At 73.0% G+C, this 20,038-nt stretch carries 18 protein-coding genes and 1 pseudogene; 11 read left to right on the top strand and 8 right to left on the bottom strand.

Translation table 11 applies throughout. The features are described 5' to 3' along the window. Positions 1-85 precede the first annotated feature (85 nt). A complete protein-coding gene (locus tag C4J65_RS22415; RefSeq protein ID WP_115744003.1) occupies positions 86-1,102 on the top strand; it encodes a 4-hydroxy-3-methylbut-2-enyl diphosphate reductase in 1,017 nt (338 codons plus the stop codon). A gap of 53 nt (positions 1,103-1,155) precedes the next feature. Next, positions 1,156-1,896, top strand: coding sequence for a polyphosphate--glucose phosphotransferase (locus C4J65_RS22420; protein ID WP_115744004.1), 741 nt, complete (start codon positions 1,156-1,158; stop codon positions 1,894-1,896). A gap of 42 nt (positions 1,897-1,938) precedes the next feature. On the opposite strand, the gene C4J65_RS22425 is transcribed toward C4J65_RS22420, so the two are convergent. Next, a complete protein-coding gene (locus C4J65_RS22425) occupies positions 1,939-2,541 on the bottom strand; it encodes a DUF6542 domain-containing protein (protein ID WP_115744005.1) in 603 nt (200 codons plus the stop codon). 184 nt (positions 2,542-2,725) lie between these two features. Here C4J65_RS22425 and ychF point away from each other — a divergent pair, with 184 nt between their 5' ends. Next, positions 2,726-3,814, top strand: coding sequence for a redox-regulated ATPase YchF (ychF, locus tag C4J65_RS22430; protein ID WP_115744006.1), 1,089 nt, complete (start codon positions 2,726-2,728; stop codon positions 3,812-3,814). Positions 3,815-3,940: 126 nt separating this feature from the next. Here the strand turns inward: ychF and C4J65_RS22435 are convergent, their stop codons facing one another. Next, a complete protein-coding gene (locus C4J65_RS22435; protein WP_115744007.1) occupies positions 3,941-4,333 on the bottom strand; it encodes a DNA-binding protein in 393 nt (130 codons plus the stop codon). Next, on the bottom strand, positions 4,333-4,584 hold the full coding sequence (locus C4J65_RS22440; protein WP_018845686.1) for a hypothetical protein: 252 nt from the start codon (positions 4,582-4,584) through the stop codon (positions 4,333-4,335). The genes C4J65_RS22435 and C4J65_RS22440 overlap by 1 nt, the downstream gene beginning before the upstream one ends. A 234-nt stretch (positions 4,585-4,818) precedes the next feature. On the opposite strand from C4J65_RS22440, the gene C4J65_RS22445 reads away from it, so the two are divergent. Continuing rightward, a complete protein-coding gene (locus tag C4J65_RS22445) occupies positions 4,819-6,912 on the top strand; it encodes a DEAD/DEAH box helicase (RefSeq protein ID WP_115744008.1) in 2,094 nt (697 codons plus the stop codon). Between the two features lie 142 nt (positions 6,913-7,054). On the opposite strand, the gene C4J65_RS22450 is transcribed toward C4J65_RS22445, so the two are convergent. Next, positions 7,055-9,913, bottom strand: a complete 2,859-nt coding sequence (locus C4J65_RS22450; RefSeq protein ID WP_162833292.1) for a LuxR family transcriptional regulator — start codon at positions 9,911-9,913, stop codon at positions 7,055-7,057. 211 nt (positions 9,914-10,124) lie between these two features. Here C4J65_RS22450 and C4J65_RS22455 point away from each other — a divergent pair, with 211 nt between their 5' ends. Further along, positions 10,125-11,039: an MBL fold metallo-hydrolase gene (locus tag C4J65_RS22455; protein WP_115744010.1), complete on the top strand. Its 915-nt coding sequence runs from the start codon at positions 10,125-10,127 to the stop codon at positions 11,037-11,039. Positions 11,040-11,061: 22 nt separating this feature from the next. Beyond that, complete coding sequence (locus C4J65_RS22460; RefSeq protein ID WP_115744011.1) at positions 11,062-12,552, top strand: carboxylesterase family protein; 1,491 nt, start codon at positions 11,062-11,064, stop codon at positions 12,550-12,552. 36 nt (positions 12,553-12,588) lie between these two features. Here the strand turns inward: C4J65_RS22460 and C4J65_RS22465 are convergent, their stop codons facing one another. The 3 genes from C4J65_RS22465 to C4J65_RS22475 all read right to left on the bottom strand — a co-directional run bounded on the left by C4J65_RS22465 (position 12,589) and on the right by C4J65_RS22475 (position 15,319). After that, entirely contained in the window at positions 12,589-13,893 is a 1,305-nt protein-coding gene (locus C4J65_RS22465; RefSeq protein WP_115744012.1) for a M14 family zinc carboxypeptidase, read from the bottom strand. Positions 13,894-14,152: 259 nt separating this feature from the next. Continuing rightward, positions 14,153-14,650, bottom strand: coding sequence for a DinB family protein (locus tag C4J65_RS22470; protein ID WP_115744013.1), 498 nt, complete (start codon positions 14,648-14,650; stop codon positions 14,153-14,155). A 42-nt stretch (positions 14,651-14,692) separates the two neighbouring features. Continuing rightward, positions 14,693-15,319 carry a class I SAM-dependent methyltransferase gene (locus tag C4J65_RS22475; protein WP_115744014.1) on the bottom strand — a complete coding sequence of 209 codons (627 nt, stop codon included), beginning with the start codon at positions 15,317-15,319 and terminating at the stop codon, positions 14,693-14,695. Between the two features lie 141 nt (positions 15,320-15,460). On the opposite strand from C4J65_RS22475, the gene C4J65_RS22480 reads away from it, so the two are divergent. Further along, positions 15,461-16,051, top strand: a complete 591-nt coding sequence (locus C4J65_RS22480) for an XRE family transcriptional regulator (protein ID WP_115744015.1) — start codon at positions 15,461-15,463, stop codon at positions 16,049-16,051. A 38-nt stretch (positions 16,052-16,089) separates the two neighbouring features. Here the strand turns inward: C4J65_RS22480 and C4J65_RS22485 are convergent, their stop codons facing one another. Next, a complete protein-coding gene (locus tag C4J65_RS22485; RefSeq protein WP_115746579.1) occupies positions 16,090-16,995 on the bottom strand; it encodes a LysR family transcriptional regulator in 906 nt (301 codons plus the stop codon). Between C4J65_RS22485 and C4J65_RS36760 the strand changes: the two are divergent. From C4J65_RS36760 to C4J65_RS22505, 4 genes and pseudogenes are all read left to right on the top strand, one after another. Then, a pseudogene (locus C4J65_RS36760) lies at positions 16,996-17,118 on the top strand (short-chain dehydrogenase/reductase); the annotation flags it as partial. Positions 17,119-17,254: 136 nt separating this feature from the next. Next, a complete protein-coding gene (locus C4J65_RS22495) occupies positions 17,255-17,596 on the top strand; it encodes a YrdB family protein (protein WP_115744016.1) in 342 nt (113 codons plus the stop codon). 211 nt (positions 17,597-17,807) lie between these two features. Further along, on the top strand, positions 17,808-18,836 hold the full coding sequence (locus C4J65_RS22500) for a DUF4190 domain-containing protein (protein WP_346265883.1): 1,029 nt from the start codon (positions 17,808-17,810) through the stop codon (positions 18,834-18,836). A gap of 147 nt (positions 18,837-18,983) precedes the next feature. Next, on the top strand, positions 18,984-19,736 hold the full coding sequence (locus C4J65_RS22505; protein ID WP_115744018.1) for a GntR family transcriptional regulator: 753 nt from the start codon (positions 18,984-18,986) through the stop codon (positions 19,734-19,736). The last annotated feature ends 302 nt before the right edge of the window (positions 19,737-20,038 follow it).

Here is a 20,038-nt window from a genome sequence, read left to right on the forward strand (position 1 = left end):
CGGGCTCCGCCTCGGAACGTTCCCGCCAGTCTCCCCGGCAACGCCGCACCCACGCGATCTTTGACCCGCCGAACGCGGCCTTACGATGGGTGCCATGACTGCTTCGCCTGGCCGCCGTGTCCTGCTCGCCGCCCCCCGTGGCTACTGCGCGGGTGTGGACCGCGCCGTGATCGCCGTCGAGAAAGCCCTGGAGCAGTACGGGGCTCCGGTGTACGTCCGGCACGAGATCGTCCACAACAAGTACGTCGTCCAGACCCTGGAGAAGAAGGGCGCGATCTTCGTCGAGCGGACGGAGGAGGTCCCCGAGGGGAACATCGTGATGTTCTCCGCGCACGGCGTGGCCCCCGTCGTCCACGAGGAGGCCGAGCGCGGCCGCCTCGCCACCATCGACGCCACCTGCCCGCTCGTCACCAAGGTCCACAAGGAAGCCGTCCGCTTCGCCAACGACGACTACGACATCCTGCTGATCGGCCACGAGGGCCACGAGGAGGTCATCGGCACCTCCGGCGAGGCGCCCGACCACATCCAGCTCGTCGACGGACCCGAAGACGCCGCCAAGGTGGAGGTCCGCGACCCGTCGAAGGTGGTCTGGCTCTCCCAGACCACCCTCTCCGTCGACGAGACGATGGAGACCGTCGACGCCCTCAAGGACAAGTTCCCGCAGCTCATCTCCCCGCCGAGCGACGACATCTGCTACGCCACGCAGAACCGCCAGCTCGCGGTGAAGCAGATGGGTGCCGAGGCCGAGCTGGTGATCGTCGTCGGCTCCCGCAACTCCTCCAACTCCAAGCGCCTGGTCGAGGTCGCCGTGCAGGCCGGCTCCCGCGCGGCGTACCTGGTGGACTTCGCCGACGAGATCGACGAGTCCTGGCTGGAGGGCGTCACCACGGTCGGCGTCACCTCCGGTGCCTCCGTCCCCGACATCCTCGTCGAGCAGGTCCTGGGCTGGCTCTCGCAGCGCGGCTTCGAGGACGTGGAGATCGTCAAGGCCGCCGAGGAGTCGATCATCTTCTCGCTGCCCAAGGAGCTGCGCCGCGACCTGCGCGAGGAGGCGGCGTCCCTGGTGGCGGAGCGGGGCGGCTCCGGGACGGCGGGAGCCTGACCGGCCGGACCACCGCCTGGGTGACCGTCAGTCGTCCGTCGTAACGTAGGGCCATGCAGATCTTCGGCGTGGACATCGGCGGATCCGGGATCAAGGGCGCCCCTGTGGACCTCGACAGGGGCGACCTGGCCCAGGAGCGCTGCAAGGTGCTGACCCCGCACCCGGCCACCCCCGACGGCGTGGCCGACGGGGTCAAGCAGGTCGTCGAGCACTTCGGCTGGACCGGGCCGGTCGGCCTCACCTTCCCGGGCGTGGTGACGGGCGGCGCGACGGTGCGCACCGCGGCCAACGTCGACAAGGGCTGGGTCGACACCGACGCGCGCGCCCTGTTCGGCGAGCGGCTGGGCGGGCTCGACGTGACGGTCGTCAACGACGCGGACGCGGCGGGCGTCGCGGAGATGCACTTCGGAGCCGGCCGCGGCCGCAAGGGCACGGTCGTCCTGCTCACCTTCGGCACCGGCATCGGCAGTGCGGTGTTCACCGACGGCCTCCTGGTCCCCAACACCGAGCTGGGCCACCTGGAGCTGGACGGTCACGACGCGGAGACGCGCGCCTCCAGCAAGGTCAAGGAGGACCACGACATGTCGTGGGAGCACTGGGCCCACCGCGTCCAGAAGTACCTCGCGCACGTCGAGATGCTGTTCTCGCCGGAGCTGTTCATCATCGGCGGCGGGGTCAGCCGCAAGTCCCAGAAGTTCCTGCCCCACATCGAGGGCGTCCGGGCCGAGATCGTCCCCGCCCAGCTGCAGAACAACGCGGGGATCGTGGGCGCGGCGATGCACGCGGCCGGCTGAGCGGGAGCGGTCGGGCGGGGGGCCGGTTCCGGGCGGGAGCGGTCAGGCGGCGGGCCGGTTCCGGGCGGCGGCGGCCCGACGCCGCATCAGCCGGACCCGGCGGACGATCACGGTCGACCCGGCGGCCAGCGTCCCGCCGTACAGCCACCCGGCCTCGGTGGCCAGCGCGGTCACGATCCCCATCAGTCGTCCGCCGAGGCCGCCGTCCCCGCTCTCCGCCACGGGCACCAGGCCCACGGCGAAGGCGATCGGCACGACGACGGGGGCGGTCAGCAGGTCGCCCCGGCGCACCCAGAGCGCGGTGAGCAGACTCACCGGCACGAACAGCACCCCGTACGCGGTGAGGGACGCGCCGAACAGCAGCTCGTCGAGGAAGCCCAGCAGGATCATCACGGCCGCGCAGAACAGGCCGCTGCCCAGCCCCGTCAACCGCGGATTGGGCATCCCGCGCAGGGCACGCACCGCCCTCGCCACCGGCGAACCCGCCCCCGGGGCCGGCCGCACCGGTTCCGTGCGCCGTCCCGCCGGCCGCCCGACCGGCCCGGCAGGCGGACGCGCGGCGGCACCACCCCGCCCCTGCGAGGGCAGCGGCGCCCGGCTTCGTCGCGGTCCGTACTGGGCAGGTCGCGTCCTGTGTTGCTCCACTGGACCAACTTAGGTCGGTTTATGTGCCGAATAGCCCGACAGACACGCCGTCGGGCGCGCCTTGGCCAAGCGTTCGACTCCGAGCGGGTCCGGTACGGCACACCCCGTAGACTGGTGGATCGGCCCATGCCTGGCCCGCCCCATCCCACCCGCCCTCCGCATCTCACGTACGGGAAGTCGCAACGTGTCGCTCACGATCGGAATCGTCGGTCTGCCGAATGTCGGCAAGTCGACCCTGTTCAACGCCCTGACCAAGAACGACGTGCTCGCGGCCAACTACCCGTTCGCCACGATCGAGCCCAACGTCGGTGTCGTGGGCGTCCCCGACCCCCGCCTGACGAAGCTGGCCGAGATCTTCTCCTCCGAGAAGATCCTCCCGGCCACGGTCGACTTCGTCGACATCGCGGGCATCGTGCGCGGCGCGAGCGAGGGCGAGGGCCTGGGTAACAAGTTCCTGGCCAACATCCGCGAGTCCGACGCGATCTGCCAGGTCATCCGCGCCTTCAAGGACGAGAACGTCGTGCACGTCGACGGCAAGGTCTCGCCCAAGGACGACATCGAGACGATCAACACCGAGCTGATCCTCGCCGACCTCCAGACCATCGAGAAGGTCCTCCCGCGCCTCCAGAAGGAGTCGCGCATCAAGAAGGACGTCGCTCCCAAGGTCAAGGCGGTCGAGGAGGCCAAGGAGATCCTGGAGAAGGGCGACACCCTCTTCTCCCGGGGCATCCTCCAGGGCACCGAGCGCGCGGAGCTCCTCCACGACCTCCACCTCCTCACCACGAAGCCCTTCCTCTACGTCTTCAACGTCGACGAGGACGAGCTGACCGACGACGACTTCAAGAACGAGCAGCGCGCCCTGGTCGCCCCCGCCGAGGCGATCTTCCTCAACGCCAAGCTGGAGGCCGACCTCGCCGAGCTGGACGAGGACGAGGCCCTCGAACTCCTCCAGTCCGTCGGCCAGGAGGAGCCCGGCCTCGCCACCCTCGCCCACGTCGGCTTCCGCACCCTGGGCCTGCAGACCTACCTGACGGCCGGCCCCAAGGAATCCCGCGCCTGGACCATCAAGAAGGGCGCCACCGCTCCCGAGGCCGCCGGTGTCATCCACACCGACTTCCAGAAGGGCTTCATCAAGGCGGAGGTCATCTCCTTCGACGACCTGGTCGACACGGGCTCGGTCGCCGATGCCCGCGCCAAGGGCAAGGCGCGCATGGAGGGCAAGGAGTACGTGATGCGGGACGGGGACGTCGTGGAGTTCCGCTTCAACGTCTGAGGTCATGTCAACGCCTGTGCCCGACTCGTCTGTTGGCGAGTCGGGCACAGATGTCTGTCCGCGGTGAGTCCTCGATCCCGCCATGCGGTGACAGCGTTTGCCGGGCGGCGTGGCGGCGACACGGTCTCAGACCTTGACGACCTCCACGGAAGGGCCGCACAGGAGTGTCAGGTCCTCGGGGTCGGAGGTGAGGACGGTGACCGGCTGGGGTGCGTTGCGGGCGATCGCGGCGAGAGCGGCATCGATGGCGTACTTGTGGCCGTGCAGGTGATGGGTGCGAAGGAGGACGGCAGCCTGGTCGGTGATCTCCTTGGTGACGTCGTGAACGTCGACGCGGGAGAGGACCCACCTGATGCGGGCCTGGTGGATGCGCTCGTAGTCGGCCTCGAGCGTGGTCATGGCGCTGGTGGCGACGCGGACGCCCTCCTCCGACGCGGCCTGGACCAGAGTCACGACGGTGCGGTCCTTGCGGTAGAGCTTCGAGAGCCCTTCGCTGTCGAGCAGGAGGGTGCCGGGCATCAGGCGGCGGCCCCGCCGGCCTGCCGGTGGTCGTGGCGCAGGAGCGCCCGGGCGGCCTCGACCTCCTCGCGGGTGAGAGCTTCGTTGTCGGTCTCGAAGTCGGCGACGATCTCCCGCAGTTTGTCCATGGCGACCCGCTGTTCGAGAGCCTCGGCGACGTAGGCGGAGAAACCGCCGGGCCCGACATGGGCGCGTACGGCCTCGGCGAGATCCTCGGGCAGGCTGATCGAATACTTCCTGCTACCGCTCATGGTGCCGATCCTACCAGCGGTCGTAAGCCTGGAGGTGTGAACGACTGCCCCGGGGCTCGGTGGTTCCGCACGGCGCGGCGAATGCCGGTCGAGGCCCGGTGTGGGCGGTGGGAGGATGCCGGGGAGGGGCGGAGAAGGGCGGGGAGCGTGGGGCGGGGCGAGCGGGACACGGTCGCGAGGGGATCGCGACTGTATGAGGCGGCGCAGGCAGTGGTCGGTGACCACGGAAGGGCAGTGGAGGCGGTACGGGCGGCACTGAAGCCGCTCCACGACGCGGCGGTGAAGCGGGAGCTCGACGCCATTCCCGTGGCCCGGCTGCAGGACGTCACCGAAGGACGGCTGCGGTTGGGGAGCGTGGAGAAGAGCGGACTGCGCACCCTGGGCAGTGTTCTCGAAGCGGGCCCCTACCGGCTGCGGCAGATTCCCGGTGTCGGGCAGCGCACCGTCGATCAGATGCTCGCCGCCGCCCGCAGGCTCTCCGAGGCTGTGCACGAGACCGTGGCCGTCCACATCGACGTGGACCGGCCGGAACCGCGCACCACCGCGCTCGTCAGGGCCCTGCACGTCCTGGTGGAGGCCGGGCCGGACGCCCGGCGTGCGGTCGACAAGGCCACCGCTCTGGCGGAACGCCTCGGTCCGTTGCTGGCCGACGCGAGGCCCGCCGCTGGAAGGGTCCGGATGCTTCTGGCCGGCCGGGAGAAGAAGGCCCGCGCATGGGCGGCGGTCGCCGAGACGCGGTCGCTGGTGGACGAGACGGAGCGTGCCGGGCTGCCCGGACTGCTCGCCCAGGCGTCGGTGGACCTGCTCCGGGGGCTTTCGTCCGACGTCGCGGCCTGGGTGGACTTCGAACTCCGCTCCGCCGAGTACTACAGCCTGCTCGCCGAGATCTCCGGACGGCTGCCGGACGCGGCTGCCGCAGAGGGCTTTCTGCCCGACGAGATTGCGGAGCGGGTACGGGCCCAGCACCTCGACGACACGCACCGGCGGGTCTCCCTGCGCGGTTACCAGGCGTTCGGCGCACGGTTCGCGCTGGCGCAGCGCAAGGTGATACTCGGTGACGAGATGGGCCTCGGGAAGACGATCCAGGCGATCGCCGTCCTCGCCCACCTGGCAACCGAGGGGCAGAGTCACTTCATGGTCGTCTGCCCGGCGAGCGTCCTCGTGAACTGGACACGGGAGATCGAGGCCCGCAGCGCCCTGCGCGTCATGGTGCTCCACGGTCCCGACCGGCACTACGCGTTCGCCGACTGGAAGGGGCGGGGCGGCGTCGGGGTGACCACGTTCGACGCGCTGCGCGGCTTTCCCACACCGGGCGGCGGGGAGGTCGGGCTGCTGGTGGTCGACGAAGCGCACTCCGTGAAGAACCCGAAGGCCAAGCGGTCCCAATCGGTCGGCCTGTGGGCGGAGCGTTGCGAGCGCGCCCTCTTCATGACCGGAACCCCGATGGAGAACAGGGTCGTGGAGTTCCGCAACCTGGTCCAGATGCTCGACGGCGACGTCGCGGACTCCCTCGGTGAACGGGACGCGTTGGCCGGATCGGTCGCCTTCCGCAAGGCTGTGGCCCCGGTCTACCTGCGGCGCAACCAGGAGGACGTGCTGACGGAACTCCCGAGCCTTCAGCAGACCGACGAGTGGGAGGAGTTGAGCGCTTCGGACGAGGAGGCGTACCGCGAAGCCGTGCGCGCGGGCAACTTCATGGCCATGCGCAGGGCCGCTTACACGCGCCCCGAGAAGTCGGCCAAGCTGGACCGGCTCCGGGAGATCGTTCAGGAGGCCGGCGAGAACGGGCAGAAGACGGTGGTCTTCTCCAACTTCAAGGACGTACTGGGCGTGGTGAAGGAGGCCCTCGTGGCCGGAACCGCCAGGGCCACTCCGGTGTTCGGTCCGCTGACCGGCGGCGTCCCGGCCCAGCGTCGCCAGGAGATCGTCGACGACTTCGCCGGTGTCCAGGGCTCAGCGGTGCTCCTGGGGCAGATCCAGGCGGCGGGCGTCGGCCTCAACATGCAGGCCGCTTCCGTCGTCGTCATCTGCGAACCCCAGATCAAGCCGACCATCGAACATCAGGCGGTGGCCCGGGCCCACCGTATGGGCCAGGTCAGGCCGGTTCGCGTGCACCGTCTCCTCGCCACCGGAGGCGTGGACGAACGCATGGTGAAGATGCTGGAAACAAAGACGCGCCTGTTCGATGCCTATGCCCGCCGCAGCGCGGTGGCCGAAGCCACCCCGGACGCGGTCGACGTGTCGGACACCGAGCTGGCACGTCGGATCGTCGAGGAGGAACAGGCACGTCTGGGTATGACGGACGAGAGACCCACGTCATCCGAGTGAGGGTGTCCTCCGGTCCGCAGCCAGTCCGCAGGACACCCGTGAACGGCCGTCGGGAGCCAACGCTTGCCAACCAGGAAGCCCAGGTCAGAGCTCTGAAGGACGCTTCGCCGCAGGTCAGGATCAGTGCCGCGGGCATTCCGCTTCAACGGGTAGCCGGTGAGCTGTGCCACCGCGTCGACCCGGTGCCCGGCAGGGCGCCGTCGAGCAGGTCGCGCAGTTGTGCGCGGGCGGTGATGCCCAGCTTGGGGAAGACGCGGTAGAGGTGTGAGCCGACCGTGCGCGGGGAGAGGAACAGCCGCTCCCCGATCTCGCGGTTCGTCAGGCCGCGGGCCGCGAGACGGACGATCTGTTGCTGCTGGGGGCTGAGTTCGGTGAGCGCACCGGGTGTGGCACTGGTCGCCTCGATGCCCGCGGCTCGCAGTTCCGCCTTCGCGCGCTCGATCCACGGCCGGGCGCCGAGCCGCCGGAACGTGTCGAGTGCGGCGGTCAGCAGCGGACGGGCCTCCGCCACACGACGCTGCCGACGCAGCCACTCTCCGTAGTCCAGCCGGGTCTGTGCCCGCTCGAAGGGCCACTGCTCGCCCGCCTCCCCCGCCAGCGCCGCCCGGAAGTGGCGTTCGGCGTGCTCCGGTTCGGCGAGCAGGGCGCGGCTCCGCTCGACCAGGGAGGAGACCCGGGCCGACATGCCGGTGCCCAGACGCCGCACCGACCGCTCCAGCAGAACCGCGGCGTGCTCGTGCCGTCCTCGGCGGACGGCCGCCGCGGCGAGTTCGGCCAGCAAGGTGGAGGAGACGTGGTAGTGGACCGGGTCTCCGTCCTCGGTGAAGGCGGCGCGGAACTGCGCGTACGCGGTGTCGTAGTCACCCTCGGCCACCGCCGCCAGCCCCAGGGCACGGCGGGCGAAGACCGCGACGGAGCGGCTCTCCAGGGGATCGACGAGGGCCAGCGCCCGCTCGGCGTTCCGGCGTGCGTCGGCCGGCTCACCGAGCAGGGCCAGCACGGTCGCGTCGAGCGCCCGCGCGCAGGCCTCGGCGTGACCCAGTCCGGCCTGCGAGGCGACCTCCGCGATCTCGGCGGCCACCGAGCGGGCCTCGGCCCAGCGGCCCTGATCCAGACAGGCCCAGCCGACGGCGCTGGCCAGACCGGCCGGCAGCGGGCCATGCGCCTGCCAACGGCCGAACGCCTCGTCGAAGGTCCTGGCGGCGAGGGGGGTCTCGTCGAGGAGCCAGGCCACGACGCCGAGCGCCGTCAGGGTTCCGGCATCGCCCCTGGCCTCGGCGATCAGCCGGGGCAGCGCCGGGGCCAGGGACGCTCCCGCGCCGGTGGGATCGGAGACGGCCAGTGTCCAGGCGCGCAGCGCACCGCCCGCGGCGGAGTCCGGCACCTCGGCGAGCAGGGTCTCGATCCGCCGGCGCTGGGACTCCTCGCCCGAGTAGTAGCGGACCACCGCCGCCGCGGCGAGCGCGTCCAGCAGGCGGGGCGACCGGGTGGCCGCCGCCTCGTCGGCGATGCGCGCCAGCAGCGCGAAGGCGGCCGTGTGGTGCGGCCCCAGGGACATGAGCCGCCCCGTCGCCAACGCGGCCCGGCTGATCAGCGCCGGGTCGTCACTGCGCTCGCGTACCTCGGCGGCCAGGTGCTCCACCCAGCCGAGCTGACCGGTGAAGACGGCCGTGTCCGCGGCGTCGGCCAGCAGTCGCGCCTGGTCCGCGCGGCGCGGGCTGAGTTCCGCGGCGCGCTCCAGGGCGGCGGCAGCGGCCGCGTGGCCACCCCGGCGCCTGGCCCGGCCCGCTGTCTCCCGGAGGGCCGCCGACACCTGCTCGTCGGGCCGTACGGCCGCGGCGGCGAGATGCCAGGCGCGGCGGTCGGGCTCCTCGCCCAGCGACTGGGCGAGAGTGAGGTGGGCACGCCTGCGCTGCTCGAAGGGCGCGGCGTGGTAGACCGCCGAACGGACGAGCGGGTGGCGGAAGGAGACCCCGGCGCTGTCCCGGCGTACGAGACCGGCCTGCTCGGCGGGCAGCCACACCGTGTCGTCGGCCCCGGGCAGGCCCCGTGCGGCCACCGGAGCGTCCGCCGCGTCGGTGGCGGCGAGCGACAACAGGGCACGGCGGGTGGCTTCCGGCAGGCGCCGCAGGTCCCGCGTGAAGATCCCTTCCAGTCGGTCGGTGACGGGCAGCGGGCCCTCCACCGCGCTGCCCTCCAGCTGTCTGTCCGCGGCGGCGCGGGCGAGTTCGACCAGGGCCAGCGGATTGCCCGCCGCCTCCCGCAGGATCCGGGCCCGGGTACGGCCGGTGGGCCGCTTCGGCTGCTCGTCGAGCAGCCGGTTCGCCGCGTCACCACTCAACGGCCCGAGCTCCAGGCGCTCGTAGCCCTTGTCGAACCCGGGCAGCACGGCCGCCGCACGCACGCCCATCAGCAGCGTCACGGGCTCACTGTCCATGCGCCGGGCCAGGAAGGAGAGAACGTCCAGCGAGGCGCGGTCGATCCACTGGGCGTCGTCGACCACCACGAGCAGCGGTGCCGGTTCCGACAGATCCGACATCAACGTCAGGACCGCCAGGCCGACGAGCAGGGCGTCGCGGGTCTCGGCGCGAGCGGTGTCTCCGGTGTCTCCGGTGTCTCCGGCGGGTTCGGTGTCTTCGGCGGGTTCGGTCAGTCCCAGGGCGGTACGGAGTGCGGAGCGCTGCCGCGCCGGGAGGTTGTCCAGGCCACCCAGCACCGGGCGGAGCAGCTGGTGCAGACCGGCGAACGCCAGCGGCGCCTCGGACTCGCTGCCGACCGCCCTCAGTGCCCGATGGCCGGCACCGCGGGTCCACCGTACGGCGAGGTCGAGCAGGACGCTCTTGCCGGCACCGGGGTCGCCTTCGACGATCAGCACCGAGCTGTGGGACCGGTCCGCGGCAAGGCGACTCCTGATCTCCGCGATCTCGGCCTCCCGCCCCACCACGCCCGGACCGAGCCCTCCGGGCGAGCCATGGCCCGCTTCGGCGCGTTCACCATTCATCACGGATGCTCCAGGTACTGAGACAGCCCTGTGGGCAACGTGGCAGTGCCACGGAGGTATTCCTGCCGTCCCGCAGCCGCAGACCTCGGGTCCGGGCGGCCCCGGAGTGCAGTCACCTGACGCATACCGCCGCCCGTCACCCGCGACGCACTCTTGCGGCACAGGGGCGTTCACGCCCGACCTTCTGAGACCTTCTGAACTGGAGCACACCGTGGACACCATCACCCTGGGCGATGTCACCGTGACCCGGGTCCGGGAGTACTACGGCCCCGTCGGCCTGACGCCCGAGGCGTTCGTCCCGGACAGCCCGGCCCAGGCGTGGGACACGCACCGTTCCTGGCTGGTTCCGGACTTCCTGGACGCCGAGACCCGCATCGTCAACACCGCGATCCAGACCTGGGTCCTGCGCAGCGAGGGCAGGACCATCCTGGTCGACACCGGCGTCGGCAACCACAAGGACCGGCCGTACGCGCCGGTGTGGAGCCGCCTGGACACCGACTTCCTGGGCAATCTCGCCCGCGCCGGGGTCCGGCCCGAGGACGTCGACATCGTGATCAACACCCACCTGCACGTCGACCACGTCGGCTGGAACACCTACCTCGACGGCCGGACCTGGGTACCGACGTTCCCCAACGCCACCTACCTCATGGCCAAGGCGGACTTCGACTACTGGAACCCGGCCAACGAGATCAAGACCCGGCTCGGCCGCGGCAACCAGAACGTCTTCGAGGACAGCGTCGCCCCCGTGCACGAGGCCGGACTCACCCGGCTGTGGGAGGACGGCCACCGAATCGACTCCAACCTGCGCCTCGACCTCGCACCCGGCCACACCCCCGGCTCGTCGGTGCTGCGGCTGGAGTCCGGCACCGACCGGGCCCTGTTCGTCGGCGACCTGATGCACAGCCCGATCCAGATCCACGAGCCCGATGCCAACAGCTGCTTCTGCGAGGACCCCGCCGAAGCCCGCGCCACCCGCCACAAGCTCCTGGGGTCGGCGGTCGACAGCAACGCCCTCGTCTTCCCCGCGCACCTGGGCGGTCACGGCGCCGCCGAGGTCGTCCGAGAAGGCGGCAAGTTCGCCGTCAAGGGCTGGGCCCCCTTCGCCAGGTACACCGAGTCGGCCTGAGGCCCGCGGAAGGACACGAGAGATGAACCACCACCCCGAACCCGTCGTGACCACCGCGCAGGGCGCCGTCCGCGGCCTGCGCCGGGGCAGCACCCTCAGTTTCCTGAACATCCCCTACGCCGCCCCGCCCAGCGGCGCCGGTCGGTTCGCCCCGCCGCGGCCGCACGAGCCGTGGGACGGCGTACGGGACGCCACCGTGCCCGGACCCAACGCCCCGCAGTCCGAACGCAGGCTCGGCGAGATCGACATGACCCCCTACTTCGGCACCGGCTGGAGCCGCGGCGAGGACTACCTCACCGTCAACGTCTTCACGCCCGCCACCGGGACCGGCGAACTGCCGGTCATGGTGTTCGTCCACGGCGGCGGTTTCGTCGCCGGATCGACCCGGGCCACCCTGTACGACGGCTCCGCGTTCGCCCGTGACGGCGTCGTCCTCGTCACCCTCAACTACCGGCTCGGGATCGCCGGGTTCCTCGACATCCCCGGGGCGCCCGCCAACCGCGGTCTGCTCGACGTCGTCGCCGCGCTGCGCTGGGTGCGGGAGAACGTCTCCGCCTTCGGCGGCGACCCGCACAACGTCACCCTGTTCGGCCAGTCGGCCGGGGCGACCACCGTCGGCGGCGTCCTCGCCACCCCGGAGGCCGACGGCCTGTTCCGCCGCGCGATCGTGCAGAGCGGCAGCGGGCTGGGCGCGTTCACGCCCGAGCAGGCCGCCCGCGTCACCAGGGCCGCGGCCCTGGCCCTGGGCATCGAGCCGCACGTCGACGCGTTCGCCGGCCTCCCCGACGAGCGGCTCGTCGAGGCGGCGTCCGGGCTCGCCGGAATCGACCTGCGGACCGAGACCCACGCCGACCCGCTGATCGGCCTCAGCACCTTCAGCCTGGTCCTCGACACCCAGCCCGCCGCATCCGTCGCCGCCGGCCGCGCCGCCGGCGTCGACCTGCTCGTCGGCACCAACACCGAAGAGGGCAACCTCTACCTGGTTCCGGTGGGCAAGTACGCCACCTCGACCGCCGCCGACGTCGACGAGGCCGCCGCGCGCGCACACCCCGACCCGGCGCGGCTCGTCGAGACCTACCGTGCGTCACGCCCCGGGGCGTCCTTCGGGCAGCTGCGCTCCGCCGTCATGGCCGACGCCCTGTTCGGCGCGGGCAGCCGCGCGCTGGCCGGCGCCCATGCCGCCCACCCGCGGTCCGCGACGTACGCCTATGAGTTCGCCTGGCGATCCCGCGCCCTGGACGGGGAACTCGGCGCGACCCACGGGGTCGAACTTCCCTTCGTCTTCGACCTCGCCGACCGGCCCGAACTCAACGGCCCCGCCGCCCTGCTCGGCCCCGACGAGGTACCCGCGGACCTCGCCGCCCGCGTCCACGCGACCTGGATCCGGTTCGCCCGGACCGGCGACCCCGGCTGGGACCCGTACGACACCGACCGCCGGGCCACCATGCGCATCGACGCCGAGTGGAGCCAGGTCGACGACCCCCGCGGCCTGGAACGACAGGCGTGGAGCTGACCCTGCGCCGGGTACCGGGGGTACACCCGAGGCGTTTCAGCGCGCCAGCGCGCACTCCGCCGCCGCCACCACCGTGCGGGTCTGGAGTTCCACCTGGGCGGACACGGGCACCCGGCGCAGCCCCAGGGACTGCTCGAACTCCGTGCACCAGGCGGTGAAGAGCTGGTCCAGCTGGTGGTGGAGGCCGCCGGCCGCCGGGTCGTGGGCCGTGTGCAGGAGGCGAAGCAGGAGTCCTGCCGCGCGGAGCGGCTGGCGGCGCGCGACGACCTCCAGTGCGCTGATCCCGGCTGTCGTCGACGAGGGGGCACCGTCGGTGCGGGGCCCCGCCTCCGCCTGCCGGGCCAGGGGTTCCCAGGAGTCGGCCACCAGGTCGTACAGGTCGTCGGCCATCCACTCCAGTACGCGTACGGGCGGGCTGTCCTCCGGTGACGGCAGGAAGCCGCGGGCCTTCTCGAACACGGCGGTCACCCGCCGGCCGCCCTCCCGCACCAGCCCGGACAGGTCGCGCAGGGCACGGGCGGGCGCCGGGTGCGGGGCCCGGTCGTCCGCCGGGGCGGTGGCCCACAGCGGTACTTCGACGATGGCCGTGGCGCCGCCGTACCGCTGCGGCGCGCACCAGGTGGACCGGCCGATGTTCTCGGACCCGGCCGCCGGCCGCGCGGTGCTGTCCGGCGGCGGCAGGACATGGATGCCGGGGGCCGGGTTCTCCCAGTACAGGGCGTCGTACGTGCCGTGCTGGACGGGGATGCCGACGTCGGCGGCGGATGCCGCGAAGGGCGCGGCGAGTCCGGGCAGGTCGCGGGTCAGCTGGACCCAGGCGCCGCCCGCGTCGACGTTGTGCAGGGAGCACTGGAGGACGGGCCGCAGGGCGTCGATCGCGTCGAACAGCGCACGGCTCTCCGGGAGCTGCCGCCCCTCGATCGGGGCCCACTCCGGCTGCTCCGCCGCGACCGGGCGGAAGGCGGCGCGGTAGTAGGCGGACAGGGTGGGGGCGGGCCCGGCCGTCGCCGCCTCGATGCCCTCGCTCAGCGCGGCGCCGTCCGGGTCGAGGCACAGGACGATGTCCCAGGTGACGGCCTCGGGGTCGGTTGCCGGGGAGCGCCGGTCGCCGCCCGCGACCCGCTCCGCCAGCGCCAGTGCCGTCGCGCCGCCCACCGGCTCGTCCGGGTGCGGCCGGGCCACCACCAGGACGTGGCGGGTTCCGTGGCCCACCGACAGCATCAGGATCGGCCGGCCCGCCCGGGACGTGCCGACACGGCGCAGACGCCCCGTCCCCGGGAACCGGGAGACCAGCCGCCGCGCCGACTCGGTGACCTCCGCGACCGTGGGGTAGCGGTTCATCGCGCGTGTCCGGTCAGGCACCGCCGTTGCCACCGCCGTCGCCGGTGGTCTCCTTCTTGGCCGGCGGAGCGATCTCGATTCCGTTCGCCATGCCGTCTCCTTCCGATGCGATGACGCCCGCGGTCACTCGGGGCTGTGCCGGTGTCAGCGTTCGCTCACCGGCTCGTCGTTGTCAACGTCCGTAGGGCCGTGACCGGGTCCGGGACCGTGACCCGACGGCGCCACGGCTCTCCGGGGGCGGCCGGGCCGGCCGGCCCCGTCAGCGCCCCGTCGCACCGTCGATCAGCTCGCGGAGGATGTCCGCGTGGCCGGCATGGCGGCCGGTCTCCTCCACCATGTGGGTCAGGGCCCAGCGAACACTGGGCGCGGGGCGGCCCGGTCGCGGCCGGGGGAGCGGTGCGCCGAGGTCGGTGCAGGTGTCGAGCACGCGGTTCGCGCGTTCGACGGCCTGCCGGTAGCGGGCGACGACCTCGGCGACGCCGTCCTCGGGCGCGGCCCGGAACGTCGCGGGCCAGCTCCGCACCTCCTCCCCGAGGAAGAGCGCGCGCTCGACGTGGGTCAGGTGGTGGAGCAGCCCGAGCAGGTTGGTGCCGGACGGCACCGCGGCCGTACGGACCTGCGGTTCGGGCGCGCCCTCGACCTTGCCGGCGATCGAGGTCCGCAGGTAGTCGAGGAACCCGCGCAGGGTCTCGGCCTCAGTGCCGCCGGTCCGGGGCGGCGGGGTGTCCCGGTGGTGGGTGCGGGGGGTGGTGGGCATGGTGACCGGCCTCCAAGTGGGGTGCGGCGGGCGGGTGGCCCGTCAGCCCGCGCGACGGACGAGCAGGACGTGGTCGACGACCTCGGCGGTGCGCCCGCCCGGGCCGGTCGCGGTCCGGCGCGGGGCCTCGGCCCGTTCGACCCGCCACGTCGCCGGGTCCAGGGCGAGTTCCGCCGCGACCTCCTCGGGGCCCGGGTACCGCGCGTCGGGGTCCTGGTCCCACGACCACGGCGCGGTCGAGCCGTGGTCGACGACCAGCAGCCGCCCGCCCGGGCGCAGCGCGTGCGCGGCCGTGCGCAGGACCGACGCGCGGTCCAGGTCGAAGGGCGTGTGGAGGTAGTGCGCGCAGACCAGGTCGAACCGTCCCTCGGGGAAGGAGGCGCGCAGGTCGTGCCGTACGGCGTCGACCAGGTCGCCGAGGCCGTGGCTCCGGGCGAGCCCCGTGAGCCGCTCGGCCGCTACACCGGAGATGTCCACGGCCGTGACCCGCCAGCCCCGCCGGGCGAGCCACAGCGCGTCGCCGCCGCTGCCGCACCCCAGGTCCAGCGCCTCGCCGGGCGGCAGGGCGGTGACCGTCTCGACCAGGCGGACGTTGGGGCGCGGCGCGTCGGGCGCCGGGCGGGCGGCGTACACGCCGTCCCAGAACGTGTCCGCGTCGGTGGCGCTCATCGGAACTCCTTCAGTCGGTTCGGCCGACGGCGGCGGACAACGCGAGTCGCGGTCGACGCGCCGCGAGCCGTCGATGCGGCCAGTCTCGACACCCTCCGCCCGAACCCGCACGAAATCTTGCCGTTGTGGCAAGGTGGCCCGATGAACGCCGGAACGGACGACGCGGACGGAACGGACGACGTACTCGACGCCGTGGGCCCGCGCCTGCGCGCGCTGCGCCGCGAGCGCGGCATCACCCTCGCCCACCTCTCGGCGGCGACCGGCGTGTCGGAGAGCACCCTGTCCCGGCTGGAGAGCGGGCAGCGCCGCGCGACCCTGGAGCTGCTGCTGCCGCTCGCCCGGATCTACGACGTCCCCCTGGACGACCTCGTCGGCGCCCCGCGCACGGGCGACCCGCGCATCCACCTCAAGCCGGTCAAGCGCTTCGGGATGGTCTTCGTGCCGTTGTCCCGGCGGCCGGGCGGCACCCAGGCCTTCAAAATGATCATCCCGAGCCGCCCGGCGCCGCTCGAACCGACCCCGCAGACCCACGAGGGCTCCGAGTGGCTGTACGTGCTCGGCGGCCGTCTGCGGTTGCTGGTCGGCGAGCGCGACCTGACGCTGTCGCCCGGTGAGGCGGCCGAGTTCGACACGTCCCTGCCGCACTGGCTGGGCAGCGCCGACGGCGGCGCGGTCGAGCTACTCGTCCTGTTCGGACTGCAGGGGGTGCGGGCCCATGTGCACAGCGGCTGAGGGCCGTTCGACGCCCGCGCAGCCGTCCTGAGGGAGTGTCACGCCCGGTCCGTCACCCTGCGGCACGCCGCCACGTACCCGCGCACCAGCGCCCGCCCCTCGTCCTCGCGGCGCCGGGCCAGGGCGTAGCGGCTGGGCGACAGACCGCGGACCGGGCGGGTGACGACGCCGCCCAGGGTGATCAGCGGGGCGTTGCCCGTGGCCACCAGGCAGATGCCGAGGCCCGCGACCAGGGCCTCGTACGTCTCCTCCGTGCCGGAGATCTCGGCGCCGACGCGCGGCGGGCGGGCGGCGGGGCCGGCCAGTGCGCGCCGTTCGTCCAGCGCCAGCCAGAAGTCGCGCAGGACGCCCGCCTCCGGGGGCAGGGCGAGGAACGGCTCGTCGGCCAGGTCGGCGAAGTCGACCTCCTGGCGGGCGGCGAGGGGGTGGGTGCCGGGGAGGGCGACCAGGCGGGGTTCCTCGGCGACCACCGTCCAGGCGTAGCGGTCGGCGTCGGGCAGCGGCAGCCACACGAACGCGACGTCGGCCGTGCCGTCGGCCAGCCCCGCGGTCGGGTCCTCCCAGCTCATCTGCCGCAGCCGCAGGACCGCCTCCGGGTGGGCCGCGGTGAAGCGGGAGCGGATCGCCGGCAGCAGGCCGCCGCGGCCGGGGCTGGTGCTCATGCCGACGACCAGGGTGCCGCGCCGGGCCGCACGGGCCGCCTCCACCGCCGCCGCGCCCTCGGTCCAGTCGGCCAGCATCCGCCGGGCGTGCGGCAGCAGGGCCGTGCCCGCCTCGGTGAGGGTCACGCCCCGAGGGCCGCGGTGGAACAGCTCGGCACCCAACTGCCGTTCCAGTGCCCGGATCTGCTTGCTCAGCGCGGGCTGTGACACGTACAGCAGCTCGGCCGCCCGCGTGAAGTGCAGCTCCTCGGCCACCGTCGCGAAGTAGCGCAGCTCTAGCACACCCCGCTGCGCCTGCCGCTGGGCGACGACGGCGTCACCGCGGTCCTCGGCCACCTCGACCGGGTCCGCGAGGAGGTCGAGACCTGGGAGAAGCAGACCCGGGCCACGGCGTTCGACAACTGAGGCGCGCCGGAGGGTCGTTGCTGGCACCTTTGGATCCCGCACCCGACCGCACCCGACCGCACGCGACCGTGCCGGACCGCACGCGACCGTGCCGGACCGCACGCGACCGTGCCCGTGCCGAACCCAGGAGCCCGTCATGCTCTCGTCCCTGAAGGCCGTCAACCTGCTGGTGATGTTCCTGCTGGAACTCGCGGTGTACACGTCGGTCGTGCTCTGGGGGGTCGCCGTCGGCGACGCGTGGCCGGTCGAGGTGGCCCTGGGGGTGGGCGCGCCGGTCGTGATGGCGGCGGCGTGGGCGCTGTTCGGATCACCCCGCGCCCGCCATCCGGCGCGCGGGGGCGCGCGGATCGTCCTGGAGGTGCTGTGGTTCGGTGCCGGCGCCGTCGCCCTGGCCGCCGCCGGGAGACCGTGGTGGGCGGCCGTCCTCGCCGGTGTCTGCCTGGTCAACGCGGCGCTCAGACGGCTGTGGAAGCAGTGACGCCCGGCGTGCCCGCGACCCGCGCGCCGCCCCTCGCGCGGACCGCGCTTACGATGCGCGAGGCCGCACCCGTCGCCGCACCACCCTCTCGAACAGGAGCACGGTACTCGTGTCGATACCGCCACCGCCGGGGCCCCAAGGGCAGTACCCCCAGGGCCCGTACGCTCCGCAGTGGGGGCACCCCTTCGCGCCGTACCCCCGGCCGGCTCCCGTGAGCGGGCTCGCCATCGCCGCGTTCGTCCTCGGCGTCCTGTGCTTCGTGCCGGCGGTCGGACTCGTGCTGGGGCTGGTCGCGCTGGCCCGGATCCGCAAGCGGGGCGAACGCGGCAAGGGGTTCGCGGTGGCCGGCTGCGTGCTGTCCTCCGTGGGGCTGGCCCTGTGGGTGCTGACGCTCTCCACGGGTGCCGCCGGCGACTTCTGGGACGGCTTCCGAGACGCCGCGCGCGGCGAGGGCACCGCCTACTCCCTGGAGAAGGGCCAGTGCTTCACCACCCCCAGCGGCTCCCTCCAGGGGGTGACCTACGACGTCGACGAGGTGCCCTGCGCGCGGGAGCACGACGGCGAGGTCTTCGCCTCCTTCGACCTGCCGGACGGTTCCTACCCGGGCGACGGGGAGATCACGCGGGCCGCCGACGACCGGTGCTACGCCCTCCAGGACGCCTACGCGATGGACCGGTGGGCGCTGCCGGCCGACGTCGACGTGTACTACCTGACCCCGACCTCCGCGAGCTGGCGGACCGGCGACCGCGAGATCACCTGCCTGTTCGGCAACACGGACGAACGGGCCACGCTGACCGGTTCGCTGCGCAACGACGGCGCGCGGCTCGACGCCGACCAGCACACCTACCTGCTCGCGGAGGGCTACCTGAACCGGGCCATGGACGAGGTGCCCGCGGCGGAGGCGGTCGAGGACGACCTCGCGGGCTACCGGGTCTGGGCGGGGCAGGTCTCGGAGGCGCTCCGGGGCGAGGTCGCGATGCTGGACGGGCACGACTGGCCCGCCGGCGCCGAGCGCCCGGTCGCCGCCCTGACCGACGACCTGCGGGCGGCGCAGGAGGAGTGGGGCCTGGCGGCGAAGGCCGCCGACCTCGACGCCTACTACGAGCACTACGGCAAGGGCTACGACCTCGTCGCCGCCGACAGCACGGTCACCGCCCGCAAGGCTCTGGGCCTGGCCACCACGCCGCCGGACTACGAGGGCGGCGAAGGCGGGGGAGACGACCCCGGCGTGGAGGTGTGAGAACGGCCATAGCGGGGAGGAAGTGCCTGCGTAAAGCCCTCGGGCACCCCAAGTCATCACATCGAGTGATTCTTTGGCCTTTGCTTGCCTGGGCCAACCTACGGTTGCCACGCTGTTGCTGTCTGTACAACCTGATGGGAGCGGCCAGTGACATTCGGTGAGCAGCCGGCGTATCTGCGTGTCGCGGGTGATCTCCGCAAGAAGATCGCCGACGGCCTGCTGCCGCCTCACACCCGCCTCCCGTCCCAGGCGCGGATCCGCGAGGAGTACGGCGTCTCGGACACCGTCGCGCTGGAGGCCCGCAAGGTGCTGATGGCCGAGGGCCTGGTCGAGGGCCGCTCCGGCTCCGGCACCTACGTGCGCGAGCGGCCCGTCCCGCGGCGTGTCGCCCGCTCCGGATACCGGCCGGCCGGCGGTGCCACGCCGTTCCGTCAGGAGCAGGCCGACGGCGACGCGCGCGGCACCTGGGAGTCGCGCAGCGAGCAGGCCGAGGCGAGCGGTGCCGTGGCCGAGCGGCTCGGGATCAAGCCCGGCGACCGGGTGATGTGCACGCGGTACGTCTTCCGGGAGGCCGGTGAGGCCGTCATGCTCTCCACCTCCTGGGAGCCGCTGGACCTGACCGGCCGCACCCCGGTGATGCTGCCCGAGGAGGGGCCCCTCGGCGGCATGGGCGTCGTCGAGCGGATGGCCGCCATCGACGTCGTCGTCGACAACGTCACCGAGGAGGTCGGCGCCCGCCCCGGCCTCGCCGAGGAGTTGCTCGCCCTGGGCGGCGTTCCGGGGCACGTGGTGCTGGTCGTCCACCGCACGTTCTACGCCTCGGGACGTGCCGTGGAGACCGCCGACGTGGTCGTCCCGGCCGACCGGTACCGAGTGGCGTACCACCTGCCCGTCAGGTAACCCGTCGGGCAACCCGTCACGTAGACCACGGACAGCCCGGCGGACAGTCGGTCAAGCAGGGCCGTGGCCGGGAGAGTTCACGCGCCATGCCGCGGTGCGGGGCGGCGGTGTGAGATGGCGCACGCCTGTCGTGCGCCTCCCGCGCCCCGTCCCCCCGCTCACGCATCCGCCGGGGCCCGCGGCGCCGTTCGCGCGGCGCCGGAATCCGGTCGTTCCCCCAGGTCGCCTCCTCCGGTCCCGTCATGCCCGTGACCGGAGGCATCGGTGTGCGGGCACGGCGCGTTCCGTATCGTGCGCCCCCT

Origin of the sequence: Streptomyces sp. CB09001 (genome assembly GCF_003369795.1) — a bacterium.
Taxonomy (GTDB): Bacteria; Actinomycetota; Actinomycetes; order Streptomycetales; family Streptomycetaceae; genus Streptomyces.

What these genes read in the sequence shown, in the direction of transcription:
- C4J65_RS22415 (WP_115744003.1), top strand. Translation starts at nt 86, where the DNA reads ATGGGTGCCATGACTGCTTCGCCTGGCCGCCGTGTCCTGCTCGCCGCC.
- C4J65_RS22470 (WP_115744013.1), bottom strand. Translation starts at nt 14,650, where the DNA reads ATGCCCACCACCCCCCGCACCCACCACCGGGACACCCCGCCGCCCCGG.
- C4J65_RS22475 (WP_115744014.1), bottom strand. Translation starts at nt 15,319, where the DNA reads ATGAGCGCCACCGACGCGGACACGTTCTGGGACGGCGTGTACGCCGCC.
- C4J65_RS22480 (WP_115744015.1), top strand. Translation starts at nt 15,461, where the DNA reads ATGAACGCCGGAACGGACGACGCGGACGGAACGGACGACGTACTCGAC.
- C4J65_RS22460 (WP_115744011.1), top strand. Translation starts at nt 11,062, where the DNA reads ATGAACCACCACCCCGAACCCGTCGTGACCACCGCGCAGGGCGCCGTC.
- C4J65_RS22495 (WP_115744016.1), top strand. Translation starts at nt 17,255, where the DNA reads ATGCTCTCGTCCCTGAAGGCCGTCAACCTGCTGGTGATGTTCCTGCTG.
- C4J65_RS22435 (WP_115744007.1), bottom strand. Translation starts at nt 4,333, where the DNA reads ATGCCCGGCACCCTCCTGCTCGACAGCGAAGGGCTCTCGAAGCTCTAC.
- C4J65_RS22465 (WP_115744012.1), bottom strand. Translation starts at nt 13,893, where the DNA reads ATGAACCGCTACCCCACGGTCGCGGAGGTCACCGAGTCGGCGCGGCGG.
- C4J65_RS22420 (WP_115744004.1), top strand. Translation starts at nt 1,156, where the DNA reads ATGCAGATCTTCGGCGTGGACATCGGCGGATCCGGGATCAAGGGCGCC.
- C4J65_RS22450 (WP_162833292.1), bottom strand. Translation starts at nt 9,913, where the DNA reads ATGAATGGTGAACGCGCCGAAGCGGGCCATGGCTCGCCCGGAGGGCTC.
- C4J65_RS22440 (WP_018845686.1), bottom strand. Translation starts at nt 4,584, where the DNA reads ATGAGCGGTAGCAGGAAGTATTCGATCAGCCTGCCCGAGGATCTCGCC.